The organism is Pantoea sp. Ap-870 (assembly GCF_011752515.1).
Lineage (GTDB): Bacteria > Pseudomonadota > Gammaproteobacteria > Enterobacterales > Enterobacteriaceae > Pantoea > Pantoea dispersa.
The window spans coordinates 215828-239954 of sequence record NZ_VWXG01000001.1; the positions used below are offsets into that span (position 1 = coordinate 215828).

Annotated in this window: 23 protein-coding genes; 6 read left to right on the forward strand and 17 right to left on the reverse strand. The window is 60.2% G+C overall.

The features are described 5' to 3' along the window. Positions 1-171: 171 nt before the first annotated feature. Together ybaL and F3J41_RS01050 are read right to left on the reverse strand one after the other, a co-directional pair. On the reverse strand, positions 172-1860 hold the full coding sequence (gene ybaL / locus F3J41_RS01045) for a YbaL family putative K(+) efflux transporter (protein WP_152391280.1): 1689 nt from the start codon (positions 1858-1860) through the stop codon (positions 172-174). A 219-nt stretch (positions 1861-2079) separates the two neighbouring features. Continuing rightward, entirely contained in the window at positions 2080-3279 is a 1200-nt protein-coding gene (locus F3J41_RS01050; protein WP_058769404.1) for an MFS transporter, read from the reverse strand. Positions 3280-3442: 163 nt separating this feature from the next. Here F3J41_RS01050 and ushA point away from each other — a divergent pair, with 163 nt between their 5' ends. Continuing rightward, complete coding sequence (gene ushA, locus F3J41_RS01055; protein WP_166709699.1) at positions 3443-5194, forward strand: bifunctional UDP-sugar hydrolase/5'-nucleotidase UshA; 1752 nt, start codon at positions 3443-3445, stop codon at positions 5192-5194. A gap of 34 nt (positions 5195-5228) precedes the next feature. Here the strand turns inward: ushA and F3J41_RS01060 are convergent, their stop codons facing one another. Continuing rightward, complete coding sequence (locus F3J41_RS01060; RefSeq protein ID WP_058781228.1) at positions 5229-5660, reverse strand: multidrug/biocide efflux PACE transporter; 432 nt, start codon at positions 5658-5660, stop codon at positions 5229-5231. A gap of 90 nt (positions 5661-5750) precedes the next feature. Here F3J41_RS01060 and F3J41_RS01065 point away from each other — a divergent pair, with 90 nt between their 5' ends. Next, the gene (locus F3J41_RS01065) at positions 5751-6620 is read left to right on the forward strand and encodes a LysR family transcriptional regulator (RefSeq protein WP_021508646.1); all 870 of its coding nucleotides are present in this window, start codon (positions 5751-5753) and stop codon (positions 6618-6620) included. Here F3J41_RS01065 and ybaK read toward each other — a convergent pair. From ybaK to copA, 3 genes are all read right to left on the reverse strand, one after another. Continuing rightward, positions 6617-7096 carry a Cys-tRNA(Pro)/Cys-tRNA(Cys) deacylase YbaK gene (gene ybaK / locus F3J41_RS01070; RefSeq protein WP_021508645.1) on the reverse strand — a complete coding sequence of 160 codons (480 nt, stop codon included), beginning with the start codon at positions 7094-7096 and terminating at the stop codon, positions 6617-6619. The genes F3J41_RS01065 and ybaK overlap by 4 nt on opposite strands. Positions 7097-7259: 163 nt before the next feature. Further along, positions 7260-8060, reverse strand: coding sequence for a TraB/GumN family protein (locus F3J41_RS01075; RefSeq protein ID WP_021508644.1), 801 nt, complete (start codon positions 8058-8060; stop codon positions 7260-7262). A 68-nt stretch (positions 8061-8128) separates the two neighbouring features. Further along, positions 8129-10639: a copper-exporting P-type ATPase CopA gene (gene copA, locus F3J41_RS01080; protein WP_166710236.1), complete on the reverse strand. Its 2511-nt coding sequence runs from the start codon at positions 10637-10639 to the stop codon at positions 8129-8131. Positions 10640-10734: 95 nt separating this feature from the next. Between copA and cueR the strand changes: the two genes are divergently transcribed. Next, complete coding sequence (cueR, locus tag F3J41_RS01085; protein ID WP_088516259.1) at positions 10735-11151, forward strand: Cu(I)-responsive transcriptional regulator; 417 nt, start codon at positions 10735-10737, stop codon at positions 11149-11151. Here the strand turns inward: cueR and F3J41_RS01090 are convergent. From F3J41_RS01090 to tesA, 5 genes are all read right to left on the reverse strand, one after another. Continuing rightward, positions 11127-11585 carry an NfeD family protein gene (locus F3J41_RS01090; protein ID WP_058769407.1) on the reverse strand — a complete coding sequence of 153 codons (459 nt, stop codon included), beginning with the start codon at positions 11583-11585 and terminating at the stop codon, positions 11127-11129. The genes cueR and F3J41_RS01090 overlap by 25 nt on opposite strands. Then, on the reverse strand, positions 11585-12499 hold the full coding sequence (locus F3J41_RS01095) for an SPFH domain-containing protein (protein ID WP_021508640.1): 915 nt from the start codon (positions 12497-12499) through the stop codon (positions 11585-11587). The genes F3J41_RS01090 and F3J41_RS01095 overlap by 1 nt, the downstream gene beginning before the upstream one ends. 64 nt (positions 12500-12563) lie before the next feature. Then, positions 12564-13418: a co-chaperone YbbN gene (locus F3J41_RS01100; RefSeq protein WP_021508639.1), complete on the reverse strand. Its 855-nt coding sequence runs from the start codon at positions 13416-13418 to the stop codon at positions 12564-12566. A gap of 79 nt (positions 13419-13497) precedes the next feature. Next, positions 13498-14271 (reverse strand): SDR family oxidoreductase, encoded by a 774-nt coding sequence (locus F3J41_RS01105; RefSeq protein WP_021508638.1) that lies wholly within the window; start codon positions 14269-14271, stop codon positions 13498-13500. Between the two features lie 31 nt (positions 14272-14302). Continuing rightward, complete coding sequence (gene tesA, locus F3J41_RS01110) at positions 14303-14929, reverse strand: multifunctional acyl-CoA thioesterase I/protease I/lysophospholipase L1 (RefSeq protein ID WP_021508637.1); 627 nt, start codon at positions 14927-14929, stop codon at positions 14303-14305. On the opposite strand from tesA, the gene ybbA reads away from it, so the two are divergent. Both ybbA and ybbP read left to right on the forward strand, forming a co-directional pair. Continuing rightward, entirely contained in the window at positions 14897-15583 is a 687-nt protein-coding gene (gene ybbA / locus F3J41_RS01115; RefSeq protein ID WP_021508636.1) for a putative ABC transporter ATP-binding protein YbbA, read from the forward strand. The genes tesA and ybbA overlap by 33 nt on opposite strands. Continuing rightward, a complete protein-coding gene (gene ybbP / locus F3J41_RS01120) occupies positions 15580-17997 on the forward strand; it encodes a putative ABC transporter permease subunit YbbP (RefSeq protein ID WP_166709701.1) in 2418 nt (805 codons plus the stop codon). Before ybbA ends, ybbP begins: the two co-directional genes overlap by 4 nt. Before the next feature lie 262 nt (positions 17998-18259). Here the strand turns inward: ybbP and purK are convergent, their stop codons facing one another. The 4 genes from purK to ppiB all read right to left on the reverse strand — a co-directional run bounded on the left by purK (position 18260) and on the right by ppiB (position 21174). Next, positions 18260-19324, reverse strand: coding sequence for a 5-(carboxyamino)imidazole ribonucleotide synthase (gene purK, locus F3J41_RS01125; RefSeq protein ID WP_166709703.1), 1065 nt, complete (start codon positions 19322-19324; stop codon positions 18260-18262). Next, the gene (purE, locus tag F3J41_RS01130) at positions 19321-19830 is read right to left on the reverse strand and encodes a 5-(carboxyamino)imidazole ribonucleotide mutase (protein ID WP_058769411.1); all 510 of its coding nucleotides are present in this window, start codon (positions 19828-19830) and stop codon (positions 19321-19323) included. The genes purK and purE overlap by 4 nt, the downstream gene beginning before the upstream one ends. Positions 19831-19963: 133 nt before the next feature. Continuing rightward, positions 19964-20680 (reverse strand): UDP-2,3-diacylglucosamine diphosphatase, encoded by a 717-nt coding sequence (locus F3J41_RS01135; protein WP_166709705.1) that lies wholly within the window; start codon positions 20678-20680, stop codon positions 19964-19966. Continuing rightward, positions 20680-21174: a peptidylprolyl isomerase B gene (gene ppiB, locus F3J41_RS01140; protein WP_021508631.1), complete on the reverse strand. Its 495-nt coding sequence runs from the start codon at positions 21172-21174 to the stop codon at positions 20680-20682. The genes F3J41_RS01135 and ppiB overlap by 1 nt, the downstream gene beginning before the upstream one ends. A gap of 218 nt (positions 21175-21392) precedes the next feature. Between ppiB and cysS the strand changes: the two genes are divergently transcribed. Continuing rightward, positions 21393-22778 (forward strand): cysteine--tRNA ligase, encoded by a 1386-nt coding sequence (cysS, locus tag F3J41_RS01145; protein WP_021508630.1) that lies wholly within the window; start codon positions 21393-21395, stop codon positions 22776-22778. Positions 22779-22926: 148 nt separating this feature from the next. Here the strand turns inward: cysS and ybcJ are convergent, their stop codons facing one another. Together ybcJ and folD are read right to left on the reverse strand one after the other, a co-directional pair. Continuing rightward, positions 22927-23139: a ribosome-associated protein YbcJ gene (gene ybcJ / locus F3J41_RS01150; protein WP_010618497.1), complete on the reverse strand. Its 213-nt coding sequence runs from the start codon at positions 23137-23139 to the stop codon at positions 22927-22929. Further along, on the reverse strand, positions 23139-24005 hold the full coding sequence (gene folD, locus F3J41_RS01155) for a bifunctional methylenetetrahydrofolate dehydrogenase/methenyltetrahydrofolate cyclohydrolase FolD (RefSeq protein ID WP_166709707.1): 867 nt from the start codon (positions 24003-24005) through the stop codon (positions 23139-23141). The genes ybcJ and folD overlap by 1 nt, the downstream gene beginning before the upstream one ends. Between the last annotated feature and the right edge of the window lie 122 nt (positions 24006-24127).

Below are 24127 nucleotides of genomic sequence, written 5' to 3' on the forward strand. Positions count from 1 at the left end.
TGAATGCGTTATGGATATCTGCGCTTTGCGAAACGGTGCGCATGAATGCGTGATGGATATCTGCACTTTGCGAAACGGTGCGCATGAATGCGCACCCTACGTTGGGTCTCCATGGCGGCGCACCCTTTGGTAGGGGCGCCATTCATGGCAACCTGGCAAATTAATAACGTCTTAAATCGGGCACTCGCGCACAATCGGGTTTTGCGCGATCTCTTCCTGCAATACATGCAACATACTGTTGGCAATCTCCCGCTCGCCCATTACCACGCGATTGGCGCCACGCTCCATGATATAGGCCACTTCGTCGTCGTAATGCGCCCGGGCGATAATCTCAATATCTGCCCGCTTTTCGCGCGCGGCGGTAACAATCTCCCCGGCTTCATAGCCGTTGGGGATGGTCAGCAGCAGCCAGCGCGCGCAGTCAAGACGCGCTAAATCCATGGTATCGACTCGCGCCGCGTTGCCCAGCACGGCTTTGATGCCCTGTTCGCGCAGCGCTTCGACGCGCGGGCGCGAATTCTCCACTACCACCAGCGGCACATCAGCTTCCATCAGCTGCTGTCCCAGCAGGCTGCCGACGCGACCGTAACCCACGATCACCGCATGATTGCAGATATCCACCGGAATCTGCTTCTCTTCTTCAATTGCCTCTTCCAGTGTCTGCTCTTCCATGGTCTCGGTTTTGTCGAGATAACGCTCCAGCACGGTAAACAGAATCGGATTAAGCATGATGGAGAGAATCGCCGCCGCCAGCACCAGGTTGCGGCCTTCGTCGCTCAGCATACCGAGCGAAATCCCCAGTCCGGCGAGGATAAAAGCGAATTCGCCAATCTGCGCCAGGCTGACGGAGATGGTCAGCGCGGTGCGCCGCGAGTGGCCGAGCAGTGTGACCAGCAGCCAGGCGGCAATCGATTTACCCAGCACGATAATGGCCAGCGCACCCAGCACCGCCAGCGGCTGCTCCAGCAGGATCATCGGATCGAACAGCATGCCGACCGAGACAAAAAACAGCACGGCAAACGCATCGCGCAGCGGTAGCGTGTCGTGTGCCGCCCGGTGGCTGAGCTCTGATTCATTCAGCACCATGCCGGCAAAAAAGGCGCCGAGGGCAAAGGAAACATCAAAGAGTTCGACCGCGCCGAATGCGATACCCAGCGCCAGCGCCAGTACCGACAGCGTAAACAGCTCGCGTGAACCGGTGGCGGCGCTTTTGGCCAGAATCCACGGCACCACGCGGCGGCCAACCACCATCATCAGCACCATAAAGGCAGCGACTTTGCCGATGGTCAGTAACAGGTCCCACGCAAGCAGCGTCGGGCTGGCATTTCCCTGCTCCAGCATGCCGGCGATGGCCGGCAGCAGCACCAGCGTCAGCACCATCACCAGGTCTTCGACGATCAGCCAGCCGATGGCGATTTGCCCGCGCTGGCTATCAATCAGTTGACGCTCTTCCAGCGCGCGCAGCAGCACCACGGTACTGGCGGTAGAAAGACACAGGCCAAACACCAGACCGGTCATCCATGACCAGCCCATCGCCCATGACAGACCCATTCCCAGCAGCGTGGCGACCGCGATCTGCGCGATGGCACCGGGAATGGCAATCGACTTTACCGACATCAAATCCTTAAGCGAGAAGTGCAGACCGACGCCGAACATCAGCAGAATAACGCCGAGTTCAGCCAGTTCGGGGGCCAGATTGGTATCCGCGACGAAGCCCGGGGTAAAAGGACCCGCCAGCACGCCGGCCAGCAGATAGCCGACCAGCGGCGAGATGCGCAGGCGATTCGCCAGCATACCAAGGAGAAATGCGAGGACCAGACCTCCGACAATGGTGGTGATCAACGGGGTAGTGTGATGCATGCCTGTCTCCTTGTGTGCAAATGTATCCGCTTGTAACAACCTAGTGTAATGCACAATCGTTCGCCGCGTTTAAACATTTGAGCGGTGAAAGACGAAAAAATTGAAAAAATGAGACAAAAACGCAGCCGAAGCGCTATTTTCCTCAGTTATCTCAGCATATCGGCAGGATTTATGCAGAATGGAGGGGGGCAGAGAAAAATAGTTGCCCCCCGAAAGGGCTCAGCGCTGCTGCTGATCAGGTAAGAAAGCGGTCAACAGGCCAATAAGTGGCAGCCAGGCGCAGATTTGATACACCCATTCGATACTGGTGTGGTCGGCGACCACGCCCAGGACCGCCGCGCCGAGGCCACCCATGCCAAAAGCAAAACCGAAAAACAGCCCGGAAACCATACCGATACGCCCCGGCAGCAGCTCCTGGGCATAGACCAGAATGGCGGAAAACGCCGAGGCAAGGATCAGACCAATAATGACGCTCAGCACGCTGGTCCACATCAGGCTGGCGTGCGGTAACAGCAGGGTAAACGGCGCCACGCCGAGAATCGATCCCCAGATGACATATTTCCGTCCGATTTTATCGCCTATCGGCCCACCGATAATGGTGCCGGCGGCGACCGCGCCGAGAAAGGCAAACAGATGGAACTGCGAGGCCTGCACGGACAGCCCGAATTTGTGCATCAGATAGAAGGTGTAATAGCTGCTCAGGCTGGTGAGATAAAAGTACTTGGAGAATATCAGCAGCAGCAGAATGCCGATGGCCAGCGCCACTTTATTGCGCGGCAGGGGGTTACGCGGCCTGCTGGCAGCGCTGGCCTGCGTGGCGCGCTGCTGGTGGCTGTACCAGCGGCTCACCTGCAGCAGCACAATGATGCCGAGCAGCGCGGCCAGCATGAACCAGCTGAGATGGCCTTTGCCATAGGGCGCGACGATGATGGCGGCCAGCAGCGGCCCGAGTGCGCTGCCAAAGTTACCACCGACCTGAAACAGCGACTGAGCCAGCCCGTGGCGGCCGCCGGAGGCCATACGCGCCACGCGCGACGATTCCGGATGGAACACCGATGAGCCGCAGCCAACCAGCGCTGCGGCCAGCAGCACCTGCGGATAAGTGCTGGCAAAGGTCAGCAGCACCAGACCGAACAGGGTAAACCCCATCCCGACCGGCAGTGACCAGGGTTTCGGATATTTGTCGGTGTAATAGCCAATCAGCGGTTGTAATAATGAGGCCGTAACCTGATACGTCAGCGTAATCAAACCAATTTGCACAAAGCTGAGGCTGAAATCTTTCTGCAGCAGCGGATAGATCGCCAGTAACAGCGATTGCAGCATATCGTTCAGCAGATGCGCGAGACTGATGGCACCAAGAATGCCAAAAGCGGTACGCCCGGTGCGCCGCGTCGGGGTTAACGTCTGTTCACTTGCCATAAAGATCCTGAAGGGGTGGGAATTTCGTTATCAGATTGTTACGTCATGCATGACTGTATTCGCCTTTGGCCTTGAGTTAAAGGGCGAACTGTGCGACACAGAAGGGCGAAAAAGCACATCCGGCGCACCGCCCGGTAAAAAACGCAGAATAAGGAGATCGGCTTTGTTGTTATCACCGCACAGAGGGCGCTGGCTGGCGCTGTTTATGCTGCTGTTGCCGCTGCTGGCGCAGGCGTGGCAGCCGGACCGCAGCTATCGCTTCAGCATTTTGCACACCAACGATCATCACGGCCACTTCTGGGCCAATGCGCAGGGCGAATATGGTCTGGCCGCGCAAAAAACGCTGATGGATCAGCAGCGGTATGATGTACAGGCCAAAGGCGGCGGCGCGCTGATTCTGTCGGCGGGCGACGTTAACACCGGCGTGCCGGAATCGGATGTGCTGAACGCCGAGCCGGACATTCGCGGCATGAACCTCATCGGCTATGACGCGATGGCACTCGGTAACCACGAATTCGACAAACCGCTCAGCGTGCTGCAGAAGCAGCAGAAATGGGCGAAGTTTCCTTTTCTTGCCGCCAACATTTATGCCAAAGGCAGCGATAAGCGCCTGTTTAAGCCATGGGCGATATTCAATCGTATGGGGCTGAAAATTGCGGTGATCGGCCTGACCACCACTGATACGCTGCGCATCGCCAATCCGCAAAACGTGGCGCAGATAGAGATTCGCGATCCGGTGAAAGAGACGGAAAAAGCGGTGGCGGAACTGCGCGCCAGCGACAAGCCGGATGTAATTATCGCGCTGACGCACATGGGCCACTACGACGACGGGCAGCATGGCAGCAACGCACCGGGCGATGTGGAGCTGGCGCGCAGCCTGCCGCCGGGCACGGTTAACGTGATCGTCGGCGGCCATTCGCACGATGCAGTGTGCATGGCAAAAGAGAACGTCAGCGTGGCGGATTATCAGCCCGGACAGCCGTGCCAGCCGGATCGCCAGAACGGCGTGTGGATCGTGCAGGCAAAAGAGTGGGGGAAATTTGTCGGTCGCGGCGATTTCACCTTCCGCAACGGTGAGCTGACGCTGGATAACTATCAGCTGATTCCGGTCAACCTTAAGCACAAGGTAAAGAACCTTGATGGCAGCGAAACCTGGCTGCCGTATCAGGAAGCGATAGCGCAGAACGGCGCAATGATGAAGCTGCTGACGCCGTATCAGCTGCGCGCCGGCAAACAGCTGGCGGTCAACGTGGGTCGCAGCGACAGCGTGTTTGATGGCGACCGCAGCAAGGTGCGCTTTGAACAAATGCCACTGGCTCAGCTGATCCTGCGCGCGCAGATGGCGGCTACTCAGGCCGACTTTGCCGTTATCAGCGGCGGCGGTATTCGCACCTCGCTGGCGCAGGGAGAGATCAGCTGGCGCGATCTGTTGCAGATCCAGCCGTTTGGCAATCAGGTGGTGTCCGTGACGCTGACGGGCAAAGAGCTGCTGAACTACCTGGCGACGGTGGCGAATATCAAAGCCGATTCCGGCGGTTTCGCGCAGTTCAGCAACATCAGCCTGGTGGCCGATGGCAAAAGTGTCAGCGCAGTGAAAATCAATGGCGAGCCGCTGCAGCTGGATAAAACCTATCGCATGGCCACTAACAGCTTTAACGCCAGCGGCGGCGACGGCTATCCGGTGATTGATGGCCATGCTGGTTTCCGCAACAGCGGCCTGCGTGATGCCGAGGTACTGCGCAGCTATGTCAGTCAGCACTCACCGCTGCGCGTCGCCGATTATGCGCCACCGCAGATTGTGCACCTGACACCGCAGCAGGTTGAGGAGCGCGACAAAGCGCTGGAGAAGCAAAAGAAGCGCAGCTATCCGCAGATGATCCTGGCGTGGATCTGGCCGCGCGCGGCGCACGAGTGACAACACGGGCGGCACTTCAGCCGCCCGTGGTTTTTCAGGCGCGGCAGGATTTCTGGCTCACCCAGCGCTGGCGCAGCTTATCCCATGCCCAGTTGTAAGCCATGGTGTAGGGCAGAAAGAACAGAAAGAACGCCACTTCCAGCAGGAAAGCCTCCAGCAGCGAAATGTGCAACATCCACGCGGCAATCGGCAGGCCAATAAGGATAAAGCCGCCCTCAAAGCCGAGCGCATGCAGCGCGCGCAGGCCGAGACCGCGCTGGCGCTGCGGCGGGCAGAGGCGATCAAAGCCGCTGTTATAAATGATGTTCCACAGCATGGCGACGGTCGACAGCATAATCGCCAGCGCGCCCATCTGAAACAGCGGTTTATCCATGACCCAGGCGGCCAGCGGCGCAACCGTGACGATCGCTAACCCTTCAAAGCCTGCGGCATGACAAAAACGTTCTTTCAGTGAACGGGTACGCATATAAACCTCCTTTTGAGTAACGCCACGCATTTTCTCACTGCACAATGCTAAGATAAAATGATTACCTATCGATAAAAGCGATGGTTCAGCATGAAGTACTCACCAGAATCCCTTGAGGCATTTGTCCAGACCGTCGCCAGCGGCTCGTTTTCTGCAGCGGCGCGTGCGCTGGCAAAAAGTCAGTCCACCATTAGTAGCGCGGTGGCCAATCTCGAAGATGACTTAGGCTTTGCGCTGTTTGACCGCAGCGGTCGCCAGCCGGTACTGACCGCTCAGGGCCAGCGCGCACTGGCGCAGGTGCAGCAAATTCTTGCTGCCAGCCAGCGGCTGGATGAACTGGCGGTGCGGCTGTCGCAGGGCGTTGAGCCGCGCCTGAGCCTGGCCATTTCCGACTTCTGGCAGGCCGATCACCATGAAAATCTGCTGACGCGCTTTGAGGCACGCTATCCGGATATCGAGTTCGAATGCATGATTGCGGAAGATGAGGATGTGCTGGATTTACTGCAGGCCGGGCGCGTGCATCTTGGCGTGGTGCGCGCCCAGCCGCGTTTGCCGCCGGATCTGGCGGTGGCGCGACTGCAGGTTGAAGCGCAAATGGCGATTTTCCTGCATCAGGATCACCCGCTGGCAGCCCGTTCGCAGGTGAGCGAGGCGCAGCTGGGCGAATTGCGTCAGCTGCGGCTCAATACCTGGGTGGAAACCCGCCAGCCGCTGCCAGCCGGCCGCACCTGGTCGGCCCCAACTTATCTGTTGTTGCTGGAGATGGCGGAGCAGGGGTTTGGCTGGAGCGTACTGCCGCGCTGGCTGGTGCAGCAGTTTGGTCATCAGGTCTTGCGTGAGCTGCCGGTGCCGGGCTGGCCGCAGCATATTGCGGTGGATGTTATCTGGTCGCGGCGCAATCCGCCGGGCCCGGCCGGCCGCTGGATGATCGACCAGCTGTGCGCGCAGCAGCCTGATTAATCGCGGCGCGCCACGTCAGCCAGCGTGGCATCCAGCAGCCTTGCCAGATCCTGCGCGGCCAGTTCGATATCCAGCCCGCGCTTGCCGCCGGAAATAAAGATGGTCGGGAATTCGCTGGCCTGCTGATCGATCACCGTCGGCAGCCGCTTTTTCTGCCCCAGCGGACTGATGCCACCCACCAGATAGCCGGTGACGCGCTGCGCCAGTTGCGGATCGGCCATGTCGGCTTTTTTTGCCCCCAGCGCTTTGGCGACTTTTTTCAAATCCAGCTGTGAAGAGACCGGCGTCACCGCCACTGCCAGCGCTTTGCCATCACCGTTAAGCGCCACCAGCAGGGTTTTAAACACCTGGCGCGCATCCAGGTTGAGCTTGCGCACCGCCTCGTCACCGAAGTGGGTTTCATGGCTGTCATGCTCGTAGGGATGCAGGGTAAAAGCGACCTGTTGTTTTTCCAGCAGTTTTACGGCGGGTGTCATAATCAATCCTTGCTACGAAAATTCTTATCTCGGTTTGCGTGAAAGTACTGGCGAAAATCTGAACTTTGCGCGAAAATTGGCCGGCGCCAGTCACCCTGGCGATAACCAAAATCATAAACAAATTCCTCTTTGACGGGCCGATAGCAATATTGGCCTTCTTTTTTTATGCCTTCAGCAGCTGCGGCAAATTGTCTTCGCCGTAGAGATGCAGTGCACCGACCGCCACCACATAGCGCCCGCGCGGCAACGCCAGCAGCAGCTCGCGCCAGTGCTGATTACGGTTGCGCATCAGAGTATCGTTCAGTTCACTGCTGAACGTAGTCGGCAGCGCCACCGGCTGACTGGCGGGCGGCGCATCCAGCCACCAGCTGATCATGGTTTGCAGCAGTCGCGCGTTGGTGTGCCAGTGTTCCAGCGTATCCAGCAGCAGCGCCAGGCCATCCTGCGGTAGTGATTTCAGCAACGCGATCTGCGTTTCCGGCCCTTCCAGCTCAATAATGCGTTTTCCTGCCGCCTGCGCTGCCTGCAGCAGCTGATAGTCAATACCGTACTGCGGTCGCAGCCCCAGCCGCTGCGCCTGCTGCGCCTGCAGCATCAGCGCAATTTGCCAGAACGGCAGGCTATCAAACAGCGCGATGTTCAGTGACAGCTCATCGCACAGCGCCGTCAGCTGCTGCAGCGTCTCTGGCGTCAGCCGCGTTGCCAGCGGCGGATATGCTTCACCCTCACTAAACGGTGAACTGCCGCGGGTAATATCCGCCTCTACCACCAGCGCATCGGCTTTCTGCAGCTGGCGCAGCAAGCCGGCCGGCAGCGGTTGCATATCGCGCGTGCCCATATGAATACTGCCAGCCAGATGCAGACGGCGGTCTCCGAGTCTGATATCCATGGCGGGCCAGCTGTAGCTGGCGGGGAACAGGCTGCTGGCCAGCTGTTGCAGGCGGTGCCACACACTGCGTCTCATGCCTTGTCCTTTTTAAGTCAAAAATCCATGCTAGCGATTTCGCTCAGCGAAAGACAGGGCAGAGGTTGCTATTGCCGCTGCGCCGGTTTAAAGCGCAGCAAACGGTTAGCATTGCTCACCACGGTGATCGACGACAGCGCCATGGCGGCACCGGCGACGATGGGGCTGAGCAGCACGCCGGTAAACGGATAGAGTACGCCGGCAGCAATCGGAATGCCCAGGCTGTTATAGACAAAGGCACCCAGCAGATTCTGCCGCATATTGCGCAGCGTGGCGTTGGCCATCGCCAGCGCGTCGGCCACGCAGTGCAGATCGTTGCGCATCAGCGCCATCGCCGCGGTTTCAACCGCCACATCGCTGCCGCCGCCCATGGCGATCCCCACATCCGCCTGCGCCAGCGCCGGGGCGTCGTTGATGCCATCGCCCACCATCACCACGCTGCACCCCTGCTGTTGCAGCTGCGCAATCGCCTGCGCTTTACCGTCCGGCAGCACGCCGGCGATCACCTCATCGATACCCGCTTCGGCAGCGATGGCTTCGGCAGTGGTCTGATGGTCACCGGTCAGCATGATCAGACGATAGCCCAACTGATGCAGCCGCTGTAGCGCCGCACGGCTCTCCGGACGCAGCTGGTCACGCAGGGCGATCAGGCCCAGCAGCTGCTGTTGATCCGCCAGCAGCACCGGCGTGGCGCCCTGCGCGGCGAGCCGCGCGATATCCTGCTGTGCGGCGCGCAGGTCGATGTGCTGCTCTTCCAGCAGCGCCGCATTGCCCAGCAGCAGCGTTCTGTCAGCGACAGTAGCACTCACGCCTTTGCCACGTATTGTACGAAATTGCGCAACGCGGGCATCACTGACGGTCGGTGCGGCGACGACGATGGCCTTCGCCAGCGGATGCCCCGATCCCAGCTCCAGCTGGGCGGCCGCCTGCAATACCTGCTGACGATCCCAGTCGCTGTACAGCAGCACCTCGCTGACCTGCGGCGTACCCTGGGTCAGGGTGCCGGTTTTATCAAACACAATGGTGTCGACTTCACTGGCCCGCTGCAGCGCATCGGCATCGCGCACCAGCACGCCCAGCTCGGCAGCGCGGCCGACGCCCGCAATCACCGACATCGGCGTGGCTAAGCCCAGCGCACAAGGACAGGCGATAATCAACACGGTGGTGACAATCACCAGCGTATAGGCCAACTGCGGCTGCGGCCCGATAAAATACCAGACCGCTCCGCTGAGCAGGGCAATCGCCACCACCACCGGCACAAATACCGCCGAGATGCGATCGGCCAGCCGGCCCATTTCCGGCTTGCTGCTCTGCGCCTGACGCACCAGATTGATGATACGGGCCAGCGTGGTATGGCTGCCGGTGGCGCGGGCGGTGAACTGTAGCGATCCGTCCTGCACCAGCGTCCCGGCATAAATCTTATCGCCAGGACGGCGCGACTGCGGCAGCGCTTCGCCGGTGAGCATTGCTTCGTCAAGCCAGGCTTCGCCGCGGCTGACTTCGCCGTCCACCGGTACGCGATCGCCGGTCACCAGCTTCAGCATCATGCCCGGTGCGATTTCGCTCAGCGGCAGTTGCTTTTCCCCTTCGGCGGTGATCACGCAGGCCTGCGCCGGGGTTAAATCCAGCAGCCGCTCCAGCGCCTGTGAGGCGCGCTGGCGCGCGCGCTGTTCCAGCGCATGGCCGAGGTTAATCAGGCCGATGATCATCACGCTGGCTTCAAAATAAAGGTGGCGCGCCTGCGGCGGGAAAAATGCCGGCCACAGCGCGACGCTCATCGAGTAGATCCAGGCCGCACCGGTACCGAGCGCGACCAGCGTGTCCATGGTGGCGGTAGCATGACGCAGGCTGCGCCACGCGCTGCGATAGAAGTGGCCGCCGGCAAGCACCATCACCGCCAGCGTGACGGCACCGAGCACGCGCCAGAGCGTCTGATTGCTGTCGTTTAGCATCATGTGATCACCGACCATGCCCCAGACCATCATCGGCACGCCGACGATCAGCGCCAGCGCCGCCTGCCAGCTAAAGCGGCGCATCGCCTGCTGTGCGCTGACCTGCTGGCGCTCGCGCCGGGTTTGTTCATCTTCGATCACTTCCGCAGAATAACCCGCCTCGTCTACGGCGCTGACCAGCGCTGAGGGTACGGCATCGCCCAGCACCAGCGCGCTGCGCTCACCCAGATTGACGCGCGCCTGGCTCACGCCGGGCACTTTCTGTAACGCCTGCTCGACGCGGCTGACGCAGCTGGCGCAGCTCATCCCGCCTATCAGCAGATGGTGCACCGCAAGATTCTCTTCTGCCGGCTGCGACTCCGTTGTCAGCGCCTCCGGCTGCGGCTCCTGAGCTGGCAACGGATCAGGCTTTGGGCTGGACGCCTCATTTTTCAGCGTGGCGTGATAACCAGCCTGCTCAACGGTGGCAATCAGATCGCTGGCGCTGGCTGCGCCGGTGACGCGCGCTTCCTGCTGCGTTACCTCGGCCTGTTCCACATCGCTGCGCTGTTCCAGCGCCTCTTTAACGCGTTTAACACAGTGGCCACAGGACAAGCCGTCCAGAGCCAGTAATTGTGTGTGTGACATCATCAACTCCTCGTTTATCAGGTTTGACTCGCTGCAAGGTTTGCATTAGTTATAAAGCCTAAACCTTCCATTCAGGGGAAGGTCAAGGGGCAGAGATGAACATCAGCGATGTAGCAAAAAAAACCGGGCTGACCAGCAAAGCGATTCGTTTTTACGAACAGAAAGGGGTGGTTACGCCGCCGTTACGCAGTGACAACGGCTATCGTAGTTATGCCGCGCACCATCTGGATGAACTCAATTTTCTGCGCCAGGCGCGGCAGGTGGGCTTCACACTCGAGGAGTGCCGCGAACTGGTCGCACTGTTTAATAACCCGGCGCGCCACAGTGCCGATGTTAAAGCGCGCACCCTGCAGAAGGCGGATGAGATCGCGGCGCATATTGAAGAGCTGCACGCGATGCGCGCGCGTCTGCTGGAACTGGCTGCAGCCTGCCCGGGCGATGACGGTGCCGAATGTCCTATCATCAATCACCTGGCGGGCTGCGGTCATCAGGAGGGCGGCAAACGCGGCTGAATCAGCAGCGTGATGCCTGACACGCCGGTCACGATCACCGGCGTGCCCGCTGGCAAATCTTCCTGCGCCTGCACGCGCCAGCTGCTGTCACCAATGCGCACATGACCGACGCCGTCTTTTAGCGCACTGTCTAACGTCAGGTGCTGGCCAATCAGCTGGCTGCCGCGCTGATTAAGTGTATTGGGCTGCTGCGCACTTTCGCGAAAGCGCATCCAGCGATACCAGAAAAACACGCACAGCAGCGTCAGAGTGGCGAACAGCATGCCCTGGCTGGTCCACGAGAACGGAAACAGCCACTCAATGATCCCGACCAGCACCGCCGCCACGCCGCTCCACAGCAGGTAACCGCTGGTGCCGAGCATCTCCGCTGCCAGCAGTAAACCGCCCAGCGTGAGCCAGAACCAGTGCGGATGCGCAATCAGCTCCATCAGCATCACGGTTTGCGCTCCTGACGACTCTCTTTCAGCAGCTCGCTGATACCGGCCACCGAGCCGAGCAGGCTGCTGGCGTCGAGCGGCATCATTACCACTTTGCTGTTATTCGCTTCGCCAATTTTTTGCAGGGCATCGGTGTATTTCTGCGCCACAAAGTAATTAATCGCCTGGATATCCCCGGCAGAGATGGCTTCTGACACCATCCGCGTGGCGTTGGCCTCGGCTTCGGCCTGACGCTCGCGCGCTTCCGCCTGCAAAAAAGCGGAGGTACGTTCGCCTTCCGCTTTAAGGATTTGCGACTGCTTATCGCCCTCGGCGCGCAGGATGGCCGCCTGGCGTACGCCTTCGGCGGCGAGGATATCGGCGCGTTTGGTACGCTCAGCCTTCATCTGCGCGTTCATGGCCGCTATCAGTTCCTGCGGCGGGCGCACGTCGCGGATTTCAATACGGGTGATTTTTACCCCCCACGGATTGGTCGCTTCATCAACAATGTGCAGCAGGCGGGTATTAATGTTATCGCGCTGCGACAGCATCTCATCCAGCTCCATGCCGCCGAGCACGGTGCGGATATTGGTCATGGTGAGGTTGATGATGGCCAGCTCAAGATTGCTGACTTCATAAGCGGCGCGCGCCGAATCCACCACCTGAATAAAGCACACTGCGTCGATGGTGACGTTGGCGTTATCTTTGGAGATGATCTCCTGCGACGGAATATCGAGGACCTGCTCCATCATATTGATCCGGCGACCAATACGATCCATGAACGGCACGACTAAATTCAGACCGGGCGGCAACGTTTTGGTGTAGCGGCCAAAGCGCTCCACCGTCCACTGGTAGCCCTGTGGCACAATTTTGACACCGGCCCACACGGTAACCAGCGCGAGCACGATGATGACGGGAATCACTGTTAACATATAACCTCCTGGCTGTCAGATTGTCGGGCCGAGTCGCTTCGGCCCGTTTACCGCGCGGTACCGGTCAGTACAGCAGCGAATAGAGCTGGCGACGATAGCGCGAGGCGAGGGCATCGCCGGTGCCGAGGGCCGCCAGAATCTCCTGGAACATTTTGCGCACTTCGCCGTCACCGGCGCTGAGATCGCGCTTCAGAAAACCTAACAACAGCTCCAGCGCTTCTTCATTGCGGCCCACCTGATGCAGCTGTAACGCAAGTTTAGCAGCCAGACCGGCGTTGTCCGGTTCGCTTGCCATCTGCTCCTGCAGCTGCTGGATCTCCGGCGTGTCGGCGGCCTGTTTCAGCAGGTCGATTTGCGAAATCAGGCTCTGATAGCGCGTATCCTGATCCTGCAACGGCACCACAGCCAGCACCGCTTCGGCTTCTTCGCTGCGGTTCAGGGTGATCAGGACTTCTGCCAGCAGAAAACCAATTTCACTATTCTGATTGCTCAGCTGCCAGGCGTCTTTCAGCAGCGGTAGCGCATCCAGCGGCTTGCCTTCCTGCATCAGCTGCATTGCCTGCTGCGCCTTTAACTCCTCTTCACGCGGCAGGACTTTCTCCAGCAGCGCGCGAATTGCCTCTTCCGGCTGCGGGCCCTGGAAGCCATCGACCGGCTGGCCGTTCTGGAACAGGTAGACGGTCGGCAGAGAGCGCAGACCAAACTGCGATGCCACCAGCTGCTCTTTATCGCAATCCAGCTTCGCCAGAATAAACTGGCCGGCGTACTCCTGTGCCAGACGTTCCAGCACCGGCGTCAGTTGCTGGCAGTGCTGGCTGCGCTCCGACCAGAAGTAGAACAGTACCGGCAGCTGCATCGATTGCTCCAGCGTCTGCTGCAGGTTGGATTCGTTGATGTCGATAATCAAAGCGTGTGACATGAATACGTCTCTTGGCAGAAAGTGTGTTGAGGATATGGGGGCAAACGCCCCGGCTTCAAGTTCAATTCCGGCTTGCAGTTTAGTTACTGCGTAAAATGCGATCCAGCATCCAGCCCGGCAGCAGTCGCTTTAGCAGACTCATCGCCCAGGCAACCAGCGTCACCGGATAGCGCAGGCGCGGATGTTTACTCTCCAGCGCATGCCGCAGTTTCGGCAGAATCGCCTCCGGCGGCAGGCTAAAGCGTGCGGCGATGCCGGGGTTGCGCACGGGCTTGTCGCGTTCGCCCTGCTGCACGTTTTCGGTAAACCGGGTGGTAATCGGGCCCGGCTCAATCAGGCTGACGCGCACGCCGCTGTGGCGCACTTCCATGCGCAGCGCATCGCTCCACGCCTCCAGCGCCCATTTACTGGCGGCATAAGCGCCGCGGCCCGGCGTGGAAATCAGGCCGAGCACCGAGCTGGTGTTGATAATCCGCCCGTCGCCGCTATTTTGCAGCGCCGGCAACAGGCGCAGCGTCAGCTGGTGGGTGCCGAAAAAGTTGGTGGAGAATTGCTGCTCCAGCTGCTGACGCGACACGCTGGTCAGCGGACCGTACTGGCCGAAGCCGCCGTTATTGAACAGCCCGTGCAGGCAGTGGTCGGTGAGGGCCAGCACGCGATCGGCGGCGGCATCCACGCTGGCCGGATCGTCAAGATCCAGCAGGATGCCGGTGAAGCCGAGCTCATCCATGCGCGCCACATCGTCAGCACGGCGACAGGCGGCCAGCACGCGATAGCCGCGCGCCAGCAGATCGTTGGCCGCCACCAGACCGATGCCGCTGGAGCAGCCGGTTATTAATACAGACTTTTGCATATCTTTACCTGTCATTGGGCTCGTCGCGGCGTTAATCATGCTTAACTAGCGGAGCCAGTTGCTCAGCCATCAGGTTGGCGATGAACGGCTGCGCATCCGGATTGGGGTGAATACCGTCCTGCTGCATCCACTCCGGCTTCAGATAAACCTGCTCCATAAAGAACGGTACCAGCGGAATATGATACTGCTGCGCGAGGCGCGGATAGAGCGCGCTGAACGCGTCGGTGTAGCGTCGGCCATAATTAGCCGGCAGACGAATTTGCATCAGCAGCGGCTGGGCGTTAGCGGCTTTGACCTGATCGATAATTTTACTCAGATCCTGCGCGATGTTTTGCGGCGGGAAGCCGCGCAGCCCATCGTTACCGCCCAATTCGATTAACACCCACTGCGGCTGATGCTGTTTTAATAGGCCCGGCAACCGCGCCAGCCCCTGACCGGCGGTATCACCGCTGATGCTGGCGTTAACCACTTTGGGCTGCTGTTGCCAGGTTTTGTCGAGCAGGCTCGGCCAGGCGGCGGTGGCGGACATGCGATAGCCGGCACTCAGGCTATCGCCGAGAATCAGCAGGGTATCGGCGGCGGCGATGCGCGACACCAGCAGCAGCAATAACAACAGGAAGGAATAATGCCAGCGGAAAACATTGTTGCAGTTCATCATCTTACTAAGTCCGTCGGTCAGGGAGAGCATCAGCTGACCATCCTTACCGGAGTTGAGCTGGTTGTCAAACCAGCCGAGACGCTGGCGCTGATCGGCGAGTCGGGATCCGGGAAATCCACCCTGCTGGGGATTCTCGCCGGACTGGATGATGGCAGCAGCGGCGAAGTGCATCTGCTGGGCCAGCCGCTGCACCAGATGAACGAAGAGCAGCGCGCCGCGCTGCGCGCGCGTGAGGTCGGCTTTGTGTTTCAGTCATTTATGCTGGTGCCCACGCTCAACGCGCTGGAGAACGTGCAGCTTCCGGCACTGCTGCGCGGAGACAGCGATCGCGACAGTCGCGCGCAGGCCACTGAATTACTGACGCAGCTCGGACTAAAAGATCGTCTGCACCATCTGCCGGCCCAGCTCTCCGGCGGCGAACAGCAGCGCGTGGCGCTGGCGCGCGCCTTCAGCGGCCGTCCCGGCCTGCTGTTTGCCGATGAGCCGACCGGTAACCTCGATCGCAAAACCGGCGATCGCATCGCCGATCTGCTGTTTTCGCTCAACCGCGATTTCGCCACCACGCTGATTCTGGTGACGCACGATGAGCAGCTGGCGGCACGCTGCGATCGTCGCCTGCGGCTGCGCGACGGCAAGCTGTGGGAGGAAGCATGATCTGGCGCTGGTTCTGGCGCGAGTGGCGTTCGCCCTCGCTGCTGATTGTCTGGCTGGCGCTGACGCTGGCGGTGGCCTGCGTGCTGGCGCTGGGCTCCATCAGCGATCGCATGGAGAAAGGGCTGAGCCAGCAGAGCCGTGACTTTATGGCCGGCGACCGCACGCTGCGCAGCAGTAAACCGGCACCGGATGCGTGGCTGGACAAAGCGCGCGAAGAGGGGCTGGCGGTCAGCCGGCAGCTCAGCTTTATGACCATGACCTTTGCGCAGGAGACGCCGCAGCTGGCCGATGTCAAAGCGGTCGATGATGCGTACCCGATGTTCGGCACCCTGCAGACGGATCCGCCCGGTTTGCGTCCGGTGGCCGGAACGGTGCTGGCCGCGCCGCGTCTGCTGGCGCTGCTTAACCTGAAGGTCGGTGACCGCATTGACGTGGGCGATACCACGCTGCGCATTGCCGGCGAAGTGATTCAGGAGCCGGACGGCGGATTCAATCCGTTTCAGACGGCACCGCGTTTGCTGATGAACCTTGCTGACGTGGAGAAAACCGGCGCGATCCAGCCCGGTAGCCGGCTGAGCTGGCGCTATAAGTTTTCCGGCGAGGCGGCACCGCTGGCGCGCTATGATCGCTGGATTCAGCCGCAGTTGCAGGCCGGCGAGCGCTGGATCAGCGTGGAGAATTCCGAGGATGCGCTGGGCCGCTCAATGCAGCGTGCGCAGCAGTTCCTGCTGCTCTCGGCGCTGTTAACCCTGCTGCTGGCGATTGCCGCAGTGGCCGTCGCCATGAGTCATTACTGCCGCAGCCGTTACGATCTGGTGGCGGTGCTGAAAACGCTGGGTGCCACGCGTAAATCGCTGCAGCGGCTGATTATCGGTCAGTGGCTGGCCGTGCTGCTGCTGGCGGCCATCGCCGGCAGTGCGCTGGGGCAGGGCATTGAAGTCGCGCTGCTGATAATGCTCAAACCGGTGCTGCCCGCCGCTTTACCGGCTGCCAGCGTCTGGCCGTGGCTGTGGGCGATTGGTGCGCTGGTGGTGATCTCGCTGCTGGTCGGGTTGCGTCCATACCGTCTGCTGATGGCCACACAGCCGCTGCGCGTGCTGCGTCGTGATGCGGTAGCCTCGCTGTGGCCGCTGCGTATTTATCTGCCGGTGATGTCGCTGGTGGTGGTAGCGCTCCTTGCGCTGCTGATGGGCGGCAGCAAAATGCTGTGGGCGCTGCTGGCTGGCGTGGTGATGCTGGCACTGCTGCTGGCGCTGCTCGGCTGGGGCACGCTTCTGCTGCTGCGCAGACTGGTGGTGCGTAATCTGGCGCTGCGCCTGGCGATCAACCGTCTGCTGCGTCAGCCAGCCATGACGCTCAGCCAGCTGGCGGCGTTTTCGCTCTCCTTTATGCTGCTGGCATTATTGCTGGTGATGCGCGGCGATCTGCTCGATCGCTGGCAGCAGCAATTACCGGCGGATGCGCCTAACTATTTTCTGCTCAATCTGACCCAGCAGCAGGTGCCGCAGGTAGACGAGTTCCTGCGGCAGCATCAGGTTAACGCCGGAACCTTCTATCCGATCGTAAGGGCGCGACTCACGGAACTGAACGGCAAGCCGGCCGATCCCAACATGGATAACGCGCTGAATCGCGAGCTTAATCTGACGTGGCAGGCGGAGCGTCCGGATCACAATCCGCTGGTGGCCGGCAGCTGGCCACCGAAAGCCGGTGAAGTCTCGATGGAGGTCGAGCTGGCCGACCGTCTGGGTGTAAAGTTGGGCGACAGGCTGACATTTAGCGGCGATACGCAGCAGTTCAGTGCGACGATCACCAGTCTGCGCAAGGTCGACTGGGAGAGCCTGCGGCCAAACTTCTTCTTTATCTTCCCACCGGGCGCGCTCGATCAGCAGCCACAAACCTGGCTGACCAGCTTCCGTATGGCGAACGATCCCGCGCTGCTGGCGCAGCTCAACCGCGCGTTCCCGACGCTGAGCCTGCTGGATGTTGGCAGCATGCTGAAGCAGATTGGACAGGTGCTGGCGCAGGTGAGCCAGGCGCTGGAGATCATGGTGATCCTGGTGACGGTTTGTGGTGTGTTGCTGCTGCTGGCGCAGATCCAGGTCGGCATGCGCCAGCGCCGGCAGGAGCTGGTGGTGTATCGCACGCTGGGCGCCAGTCAGCGCCTGTTACGTGGCACGCTGTGGTGTGAGTTTGCGCTGCTTGGCGTGGTCGCGGGAATCGCGGCGGCGCTGGGGGCGGAAGCGGCACTGTGGGGATTACAGCGCAAGATTTTTGATTTCCCGTGGCAGCCGGACTGGACGCTGTGGCTGGCGCTGCCGCTGTGTGGCGCGGCATTGCTGTCGCTGTGCGGCGGCTGGCTGGGTGTCCGCTTACTGAAGGGGAAAGCGCTGTTCAGGCGGTTTGATGCTGCCTGATGCCCTCACCCCGGCCCTCTCCCACGGGAGAGGGAGCCGATCGAGCCCGTATGAGTGATTCTGCACTTCAGGACATTAAGGTGAGTGTCAAACGGAAAAATCGCACTGCATGATTCCCTCTCCCACGGGAGAGGGGGCCGATCGAGCCCGTATGCGTGATTTTGCACTTCAGAACGTTCAGGTGAGCGTCAAACTTAAAGATCGCACCGTATAATCCCCTCTCCCTGTGGGAGAGGGCAAGGGTGAGGGGAACACCGCGGAACTACAGCTTCGCCACGGCCCACGCTATGCCGCTCGCATAGGCATCAGGCAGCAGCGGTACCAGCGCATTGAGTGCGGCGGTGAGGCGTGCCGGATCGCTGTCGGTCAGATTCAGGTGGCCGACCTTACGTCCGGCGCGGACTTCTTTGTCGTACCAGTGCAGATGCACCAGCGGCTGCTGCAGCCAGTCGGTATTGAGGTCGGTGCCAATCAGGTTGACCATCACCGACGGCGCAAACATCACCGGCTGCGGCAGCGGCAGACCGAGCACCGCACGCAGGTGCAGTTCAAACTGGCTGATTGAGGCGCCATTCTGCGTCCAGTGGCCGCTGTTGTGCACGCGCGGTGCCAGCTCATTGATCAGCAAGCCCTGCGGTGTGACGAAACACTCCATCGCCATCACGCCCACATACTTCAGCTCATGCATGATCGCGCTCAGCATCGCTTCTGCCTGCTGCTGTTGTGCGGCATCAGCCTGCGGGAAGGCAACGCTGGTACGCAGAATGCCGTCCTGATGCAGGTTGTGCGTCAGCGGATAAAACACCGTGCGGCCATCGTGCCCGCGCGCGCCCACCAGCGAGACTTCACCGCTGAAGTTAATACCCTGCTCAACGATGCACTCGCCGTAGCACTCATCCGGCAGCGTTGCGGTTTCGTCGGCGCGCAGGCGCCACTGGCCGCGGCCGTCGTAGCCGCCGGTGCGGCGCTTGACGATCGCCAGCTCGCCCAGCGTGCTAAATACCGCCGGCCACTCGCTTTTATCAGCCAGTAACTGCCACGGCGCGGTTGCCAGGTTGAGCTGGTCGAGCAGCTGCTTTTGCGTCAGGCGATCGGCGAGGCGCGGAAAAATATCGCGGTTGACGAACGCCGGATGGTTAGCCAGCACGCGCGTCAGCGCGGTTTCCGGCCAGCGCTCGATTTCCGCGGTGATTACGCTTTGCGCGATCGGCAGTGCCGACGGCTCCGCGTCCAGCCCGACCGGATACACGGCGATGCCCAGCGGCTCGCCGGCCTGGCGCAGCATGCGGCCCAGCTGACCGTTGCCGAGTACGCAAACTGGCTTCATGCGTCCTCCCGCGGATCCGGATTATTCAGCACTTCATCGGTCTGGCTCTGACGCCAGGCGGCCAGGCGTGCAGCCAGCTCGCGATCGTGAATCGCCAGGATCTGCGCCGCCAGCAGTGCGGCGTTGGCGGCACCGGCTTTACCGATGGCCAGCGTACCGACCGGAATGCCGCGCGGCATCTGTACGATGGAGTAGAGGCTGTCCACGCCGCTCAGCGCTGCGCTCTGTACCGGTACGCCCAGCACCGGCAGCAGGGTTTTCGCCGCCAGCATACCTGGCAGGTGCGCCGCACCGCCGGCACCGGCGATGATCACCTGAAAACCGTTGTCGGCTGCGCGCTCTGCGAAGCTGAACAGCTTATCTGGCGTTCGGTGCGCAGAGACCACTTCAACGTGGAACGGGACATCCAGGCTGTTAAGGATTTCCTCGGCGAACTGCATGGTAGCCCAGTCACTTTTGGAACCCATGACGATGGCGATACGGGCCGGGGCGGCGTTGGATGACATGCGGTCAACTCCTGTGAATAATCAAACGAACCTGGCCGGGCGGGCAGGTAAAGAAGGGCACAGAGAATAGCACGAGACAGCGGCAAGGAAAACGGTTGCGTAGGCGGAAAACCGGCATTTCCGCCGCAAACAATCAGAAAGGAAATTCGATTAACTGCACGCCCTGTGCGTCCAGCTGAATCATTGATCCGCGCTCATGCCACGCGCCCAGCACCGCGCGTTGCGCTGGCGTGCCGGCGAGCTCGAACTGATGAATCGCCGGACGATGGGTGTGGCCGTGAATCAGGATCGGCACCTGCTGGCGCGTCATCGCCGCGGCTACCGCCTGCGGGTTGACGTCCATGATGCTCAGTGACTTGTGCTGGTTGGCCTGCTGGCTGTCGGCCCGCATCCGCGCGGCAATGCGCATACGCAGACGCAACGGCAGCGCGAGAAAAAGCCGCTGCAGCCAGCGCTGATGGACTTTGGCGCGAAAACGCTGATAACCGTGATCGTCAGTACACAGCGTGTCGCCGTGCATCATCAGCACGCGCTGACCATAGCGCTCCAGCACCTGCTCTTCGGGCAGCAGCGTCATGCCGCTGGCGCGGGCGAACTGTTGACCTAACAGGAAGTCGCGATTGCCGTGAATGAAGAATTTGGGTACTGGCAGGGCACGCAGGGCGTCGGCGATCTGCTGATGCAGCGGATTAGGATCGTCATCGCCAATCCAGGCTTCAAACAGATCGCCAAGGACGTAAAGCGCATCACACTGCTGCGCTTCCCCCTGCAAAAAATGCAGAAAACCGGCAGTGATTGCCGGTTCTTCCTGACACAGATGTAAATCTGCGATAAACAGCGTGCGCGACATTACTCGCTGACGGTCACTTTCTGGATGATCACGTCATCAACCGGCACGTCCTGGTGCATGCCGCTGCGGCCGGTTTTCACTGCTTTGATTTTTTCGACCACGTCCATGCCTTCAACCACTTCAGCAAACACGCAGTAACCCCAGCCCTGCAGGCTTTCGTCACGGAAGTTCAGGAAGTCGTTATCGGCAACGTTGATGAAGAACTGTGCGGTGGCCGAGTGAGGTGCCTGGGTACGCGCCATCGCCAGCGTGCCTTTGGTGTTTTTCAGGCCGTTGTTGGCTTCGTTGCGGATGTCTGCTTTGGTGGCTTTCTGCTTCATGCCCGGCTCGAAACCGCCGCCCTGAATCATGAAACCGTTGATCACGCGGTGAAAAATGGTGTTGTCGTAGAAACCTTCACGGCAGTAGTCCAGGAAGTTCTGTACGGTAGCCGGCGCTTTGTCATCGAAGGTTTTGATTACGATATCGCCATGGTTCGTCTGGAAAGTGACCATTATATTCGTCCTGTGGAGGTTGTCGTCAGTATCAACTGCCGCACCGGCAAGGCGGCGGGGCATTTTTGTAGACGCCTCTTATATCACAATTTCCAATAACGCGTCAGTAAGGCAACGGCAGTTGCGAAGCGAGCGATGCACAAGTCGGAAAAATACGGCACAATAACCGGCTACATCAAGAAGGCGTATCCCGCACACGTAAACAACGGAATCGTTCAATGCTAAAGATCTATAACACCCTGAGTCGCCAGAAAGAGGAATTTAAACCCATTCATGCCGGTGAAATCGGTATGTACGTGTGTGGAATCACGGTTTACGACCTCTGTCATATCGGCCATGGGCGTACCTTTGTGGCATTCGACGTGGTCGCGCGTTACCTGCGTTACGTGGGCTATAAGCTGAAATACGTGCGTAATATCACTGACATCGATGACAAGATCATTAAACGTGCCAACGAAAACGGGGAAAGCATCGAAACGCTGACCAACCGGATGATCGCCGAAATGCACAAAGATTTTGCCGCGCTGGGTATTTTGCCGCCGGATCTCGAGCCGCGCGCCACGCGCCACATCGCGGAGATCATCGAACTGGTCGGCAAGCTGATCGATCGCGGCCATGCCTACGTGGCGGATAACGGCGACGTGATGTTTGATGTGCTGAGCGATAAAGATTACGGCGCGCTGTCGCGTCAGGATCTCGAACAGCTGCAGGCCGGCGCGCGCGTGGAAGTGGCGGAAGTGAAGCGCAACCCGATGGACTTTGTGCTGTGGAAAATGTCCAAGGCCGATGAGCCGGCGTGGAACTCACCGTGGGGCAACGGCCGCCCGGGCTGGCATATTGAGTGCTCGGCGATGAACTGCAAACAGCTTGGCACCCATTTCGACATCCACGGCGGCGGTTCAGACCTGATGTTCCCGCACCATGAAAACGAAGTGGCGCAGTCGACCTGCGCACACGATGGCCCGTACGTGAACTACTGGATGCACTCCGGCATGGTGATGGTTGACCGGGAAAAGATGTCGAAATCGCTCGGCAACTTCTTTACCGTGCGCGATGTGCTGCAGCACTACGATGCGGAAACCGTGCGCTACTTCCTGATGTCCGGCCACTATCGCAGCCAGCTTAACTATGGCGAAGATAACCTGAATCAGGCACGCGCGGCGCTGGAGCGCCTTTACACCGCGCTGCGCCATACCGATGCCAGCGCGACGCCGGCCGGCGGTGAGGCGTTTGAAGCCCGCTTCCGTACCGCCATGGACGATGATTTCAACACGCCGGAAGCTTACTCGGTGCTCTTCGATATGGCGCGTGAAGTCAATCGCCTGAAGGGTGAAGATAAAGCCGCCGCCGATGCGCTGGCCGCGAAACTGCGTCAGCTGGCCGATGTGCTGGGCATTCTGCAGCAGGATCCGGAGCAGTTCCTGCAGAGTGGCGCACAGGTGAATGCCGATGAAGTGGCGGAGATTGAACACTGGGTGAAAACCCGCGCCGATGCGCGTGCCGCGAAAGACTGGGCGCAAGCGGACATCGCACGTGACAAGCTGAACGAGCTGGGCGTTATCGTGGAAGATGGCCCGCAGGGGTCAAGCTGGCGCCGTAAATAACAAAAAGGTCGAACTGCGGTTCGCCCTTTTTATACGGCTAACTATAACCTATTGTTTATGGGTAATTAACCTGATGCACTTATCGTAGCGGCGCAATTCATTGCGCAATAAATTGCGCCGCTACAGGTCCGGATTTGCCTGGTAAAAATCAGGCCACAACCGTTACGCGCTGACCGGCAAACTCAACCGTCTGACCGGGAAAAATCTTGCAGCGCTTACGCGTCTCGATGGCACCATCGACGCGCACTTCGCCTTCGTCGATCACCGCTTTGGCCTGCGCGCCGCTCTCCACCCAGCCTTCCAGCTTCAGCAGATCGCATAAATCAACGTGCGCATGTTTACCCAGTGAAAAACTCGCCATTATGCCTGCTCCACATCGTGATATTGCTCGCACGCCAGCAGCGTGTTCTGAATCAGCGTGGCGACCGTCATCGGGCCAACGCCGCCTGGTACAGGCGTGATGTAAGCTGCGCGCTCAGAGGCTGACGCAAAATCCACATCGCCGACCACTTTGCCGCTTTCCAGCCGGTTAATGCCGACATCAATCACAATCGCACCCGGTTTGATCCAGTCGCCCGGGATGAAGCCCGGCTTACCGACCGCCACCACCAGCAGATCGGCATGCTCAACGTGATGGCGCAGATCTTTAGTGAAACGGTGAGTGACGGTGGTGGTGCAGCCGGCCAGCAGCAGCTCCATGCTCATCGGACGACCGACGATATTCGATGCGCCAACCACCACGGCGTTCAGGCCGTAGGTATCGATGTTATAGCGCTCCAGCAGCGTGACGATGCCGCGCGGCGTACACGGACGCAGCTTAGGGGCGCGCTGGCACAGACGACCGACGTTATAAGGATGGAAGCCATCGACGTCTTTGTCCGGCGTAATGCGCTCCAGCACTTTGACGTTGTCGATCCCGGCCGGCAGCGGCAGCTGCACCAGAATGCCGTCGATGGCGTCGTCATTGTTCAGCTGATCGATCACCTCCAGCAGTTCAGCTTCACTGGTGCTGGCAGGCAGGTTATAAGCGCGCGAGACAAAACCGACCTCTTCGCAGGCGCGGCGTTTGTTCGCGACATAGATCTGCGATGCCGGGTTTTCACCGACCAGCACTACGGCCAGGCCAGGGGCGCGTTTACCGGCAGCGAGACGCTGCTGCACTTTTTCGGCAACCTCAAGGCGCACCTGCTGCGCAATCGTTTTACCGTCAATAATTTTTGCTGCCATCAGAGAGGAAATCCATCTGTAGAGAGTTGAATCGGGGATGGCGCCTATTCTGTCAGAAGCGCGTGCGGCTGTCAGTCACAGATTCGTTTACGCGACCGGTTTCCCGATTTTTCGCCGTGGCG

Excerpts from the sequence above, each read along its gene's own strand:
- ybbA (WP_021508636.1), top strand. The coding sequence starts at position 14,897 with ATGCCAGCGGAAAACATTGTTGCAGTTCATCATCTTACTAAGTCCGTC.
- purK (WP_166709703.1), bottom strand. The coding sequence starts at position 19,324 with ATGAAGCCAGTTTGCGTACTCGGCAACGGTCAGCTGGGCCGCATGCTG.
- ybcJ (WP_010618497.1), bottom strand. The coding sequence starts at position 23,139 with ATGGCGAGTTTTTCACTGGGTAAACATGCGCACGTTGATTTATGCGAT.
- F3J41_RS01060 (WP_058781228.1), bottom strand. The coding sequence starts at position 5,660 with ATGCGTACCCGTTCACTGAAAGAACGTTTTTGTCATGCCGCAGGCTTT.
- copA (WP_166710236.1), bottom strand. The coding sequence starts at position 10,639 with ATGTCACACACACAATTACTGGCTCTGGACGGCTTGTCCTGTGGCCAC.
- cueR (WP_088516259.1), top strand. The coding sequence starts at position 10,735 with ATGAACATCAGCGATGTAGCAAAAAAAACCGGGCTGACCAGCAAAGCG.
- F3J41_RS01090 (WP_058769407.1), bottom strand. The coding sequence starts at position 11,585 with ATGCTGATGGAGCTGATTGCGCATCCGCACTGGTTCTGGCTCACGCTG.
- ybbP (WP_166709701.1), top strand. The coding sequence starts at position 15,580 with ATGATCTGGCGCTGGTTCTGGCGCGAGTGGCGTTCGCCCTCGCTGCTG.
- F3J41_RS01105 (WP_021508638.1), bottom strand. The coding sequence starts at position 14,271 with ATGCAAAAGTCTGTATTAATAACCGGCTGCTCCAGCGGCATCGGTCTG.
- tesA (WP_021508637.1), bottom strand. The coding sequence starts at position 14,929 with ATGATGAACTGCAACAATGTTTTCCGCTGGCATTATTCCTTCCTGTTG.
- F3J41_RS01135 (WP_166709705.1), bottom strand. The coding sequence starts at position 20,680 with ATGTCGCGCACGCTGTTTATCGCAGATTTACATCTGTGTCAGGAAGAA.
- F3J41_RS01100 (WP_021508639.1), bottom strand. The coding sequence starts at position 13,418 with ATGTCACACGCTTTGATTATCGACATCAACGAATCCAACCTGCAGCAG.
- F3J41_RS01050 (WP_058769404.1), bottom strand. The coding sequence starts at position 3,279 with ATGGCAAGTGAACAGACGTTAACCCCGACGCGGCGCACCGGGCGTACC.
- ppiB (WP_021508631.1), bottom strand. The coding sequence starts at position 21,174 with ATGGTCACTTTCCAGACGAACCATGGCGATATCGTAATCAAAACCTTC.
- folD (WP_166709707.1), bottom strand. The coding sequence starts at position 24,005 with ATGGCAGCAAAAATTATTGACGGTAAAACGATTGCGCAGCAGGTGCGC.
- ybaK (WP_021508645.1), bottom strand. The coding sequence starts at position 7,096 with ATGACACCCGCCGTAAAACTGCTGGAAAAACAACAGGTCGCTTTTACC.
- ybaL (WP_152391280.1), bottom strand. The coding sequence starts at position 1,860 with ATGCATCACACTACCCCGTTGATCACCACCATTGTCGGAGGTCTGGTC.
- F3J41_RS01065 (WP_021508646.1), top strand. The coding sequence starts at position 5,751 with ATGAAGTACTCACCAGAATCCCTTGAGGCATTTGTCCAGACCGTCGCC.
- F3J41_RS01075 (WP_021508644.1), bottom strand. The coding sequence starts at position 8,060 with ATGAGACGCAGTGTGTGGCACCGCCTGCAACAGCTGGCCAGCAGCCTG.
- purE (WP_058769411.1), bottom strand. The coding sequence starts at position 19,830 with ATGTCATCCAACGCCGCCCCGGCCCGTATCGCCATCGTCATGGGTTCC.
- F3J41_RS01095 (WP_021508640.1), bottom strand. The coding sequence starts at position 12,499 with ATGTTAACAGTGATTCCCGTCATCATCGTGCTCGCGCTGGTTACCGTG.
- cysS (WP_021508630.1), top strand. The coding sequence starts at position 21,393 with ATGCTAAAGATCTATAACACCCTGAGTCGCCAGAAAGAGGAATTTAAA.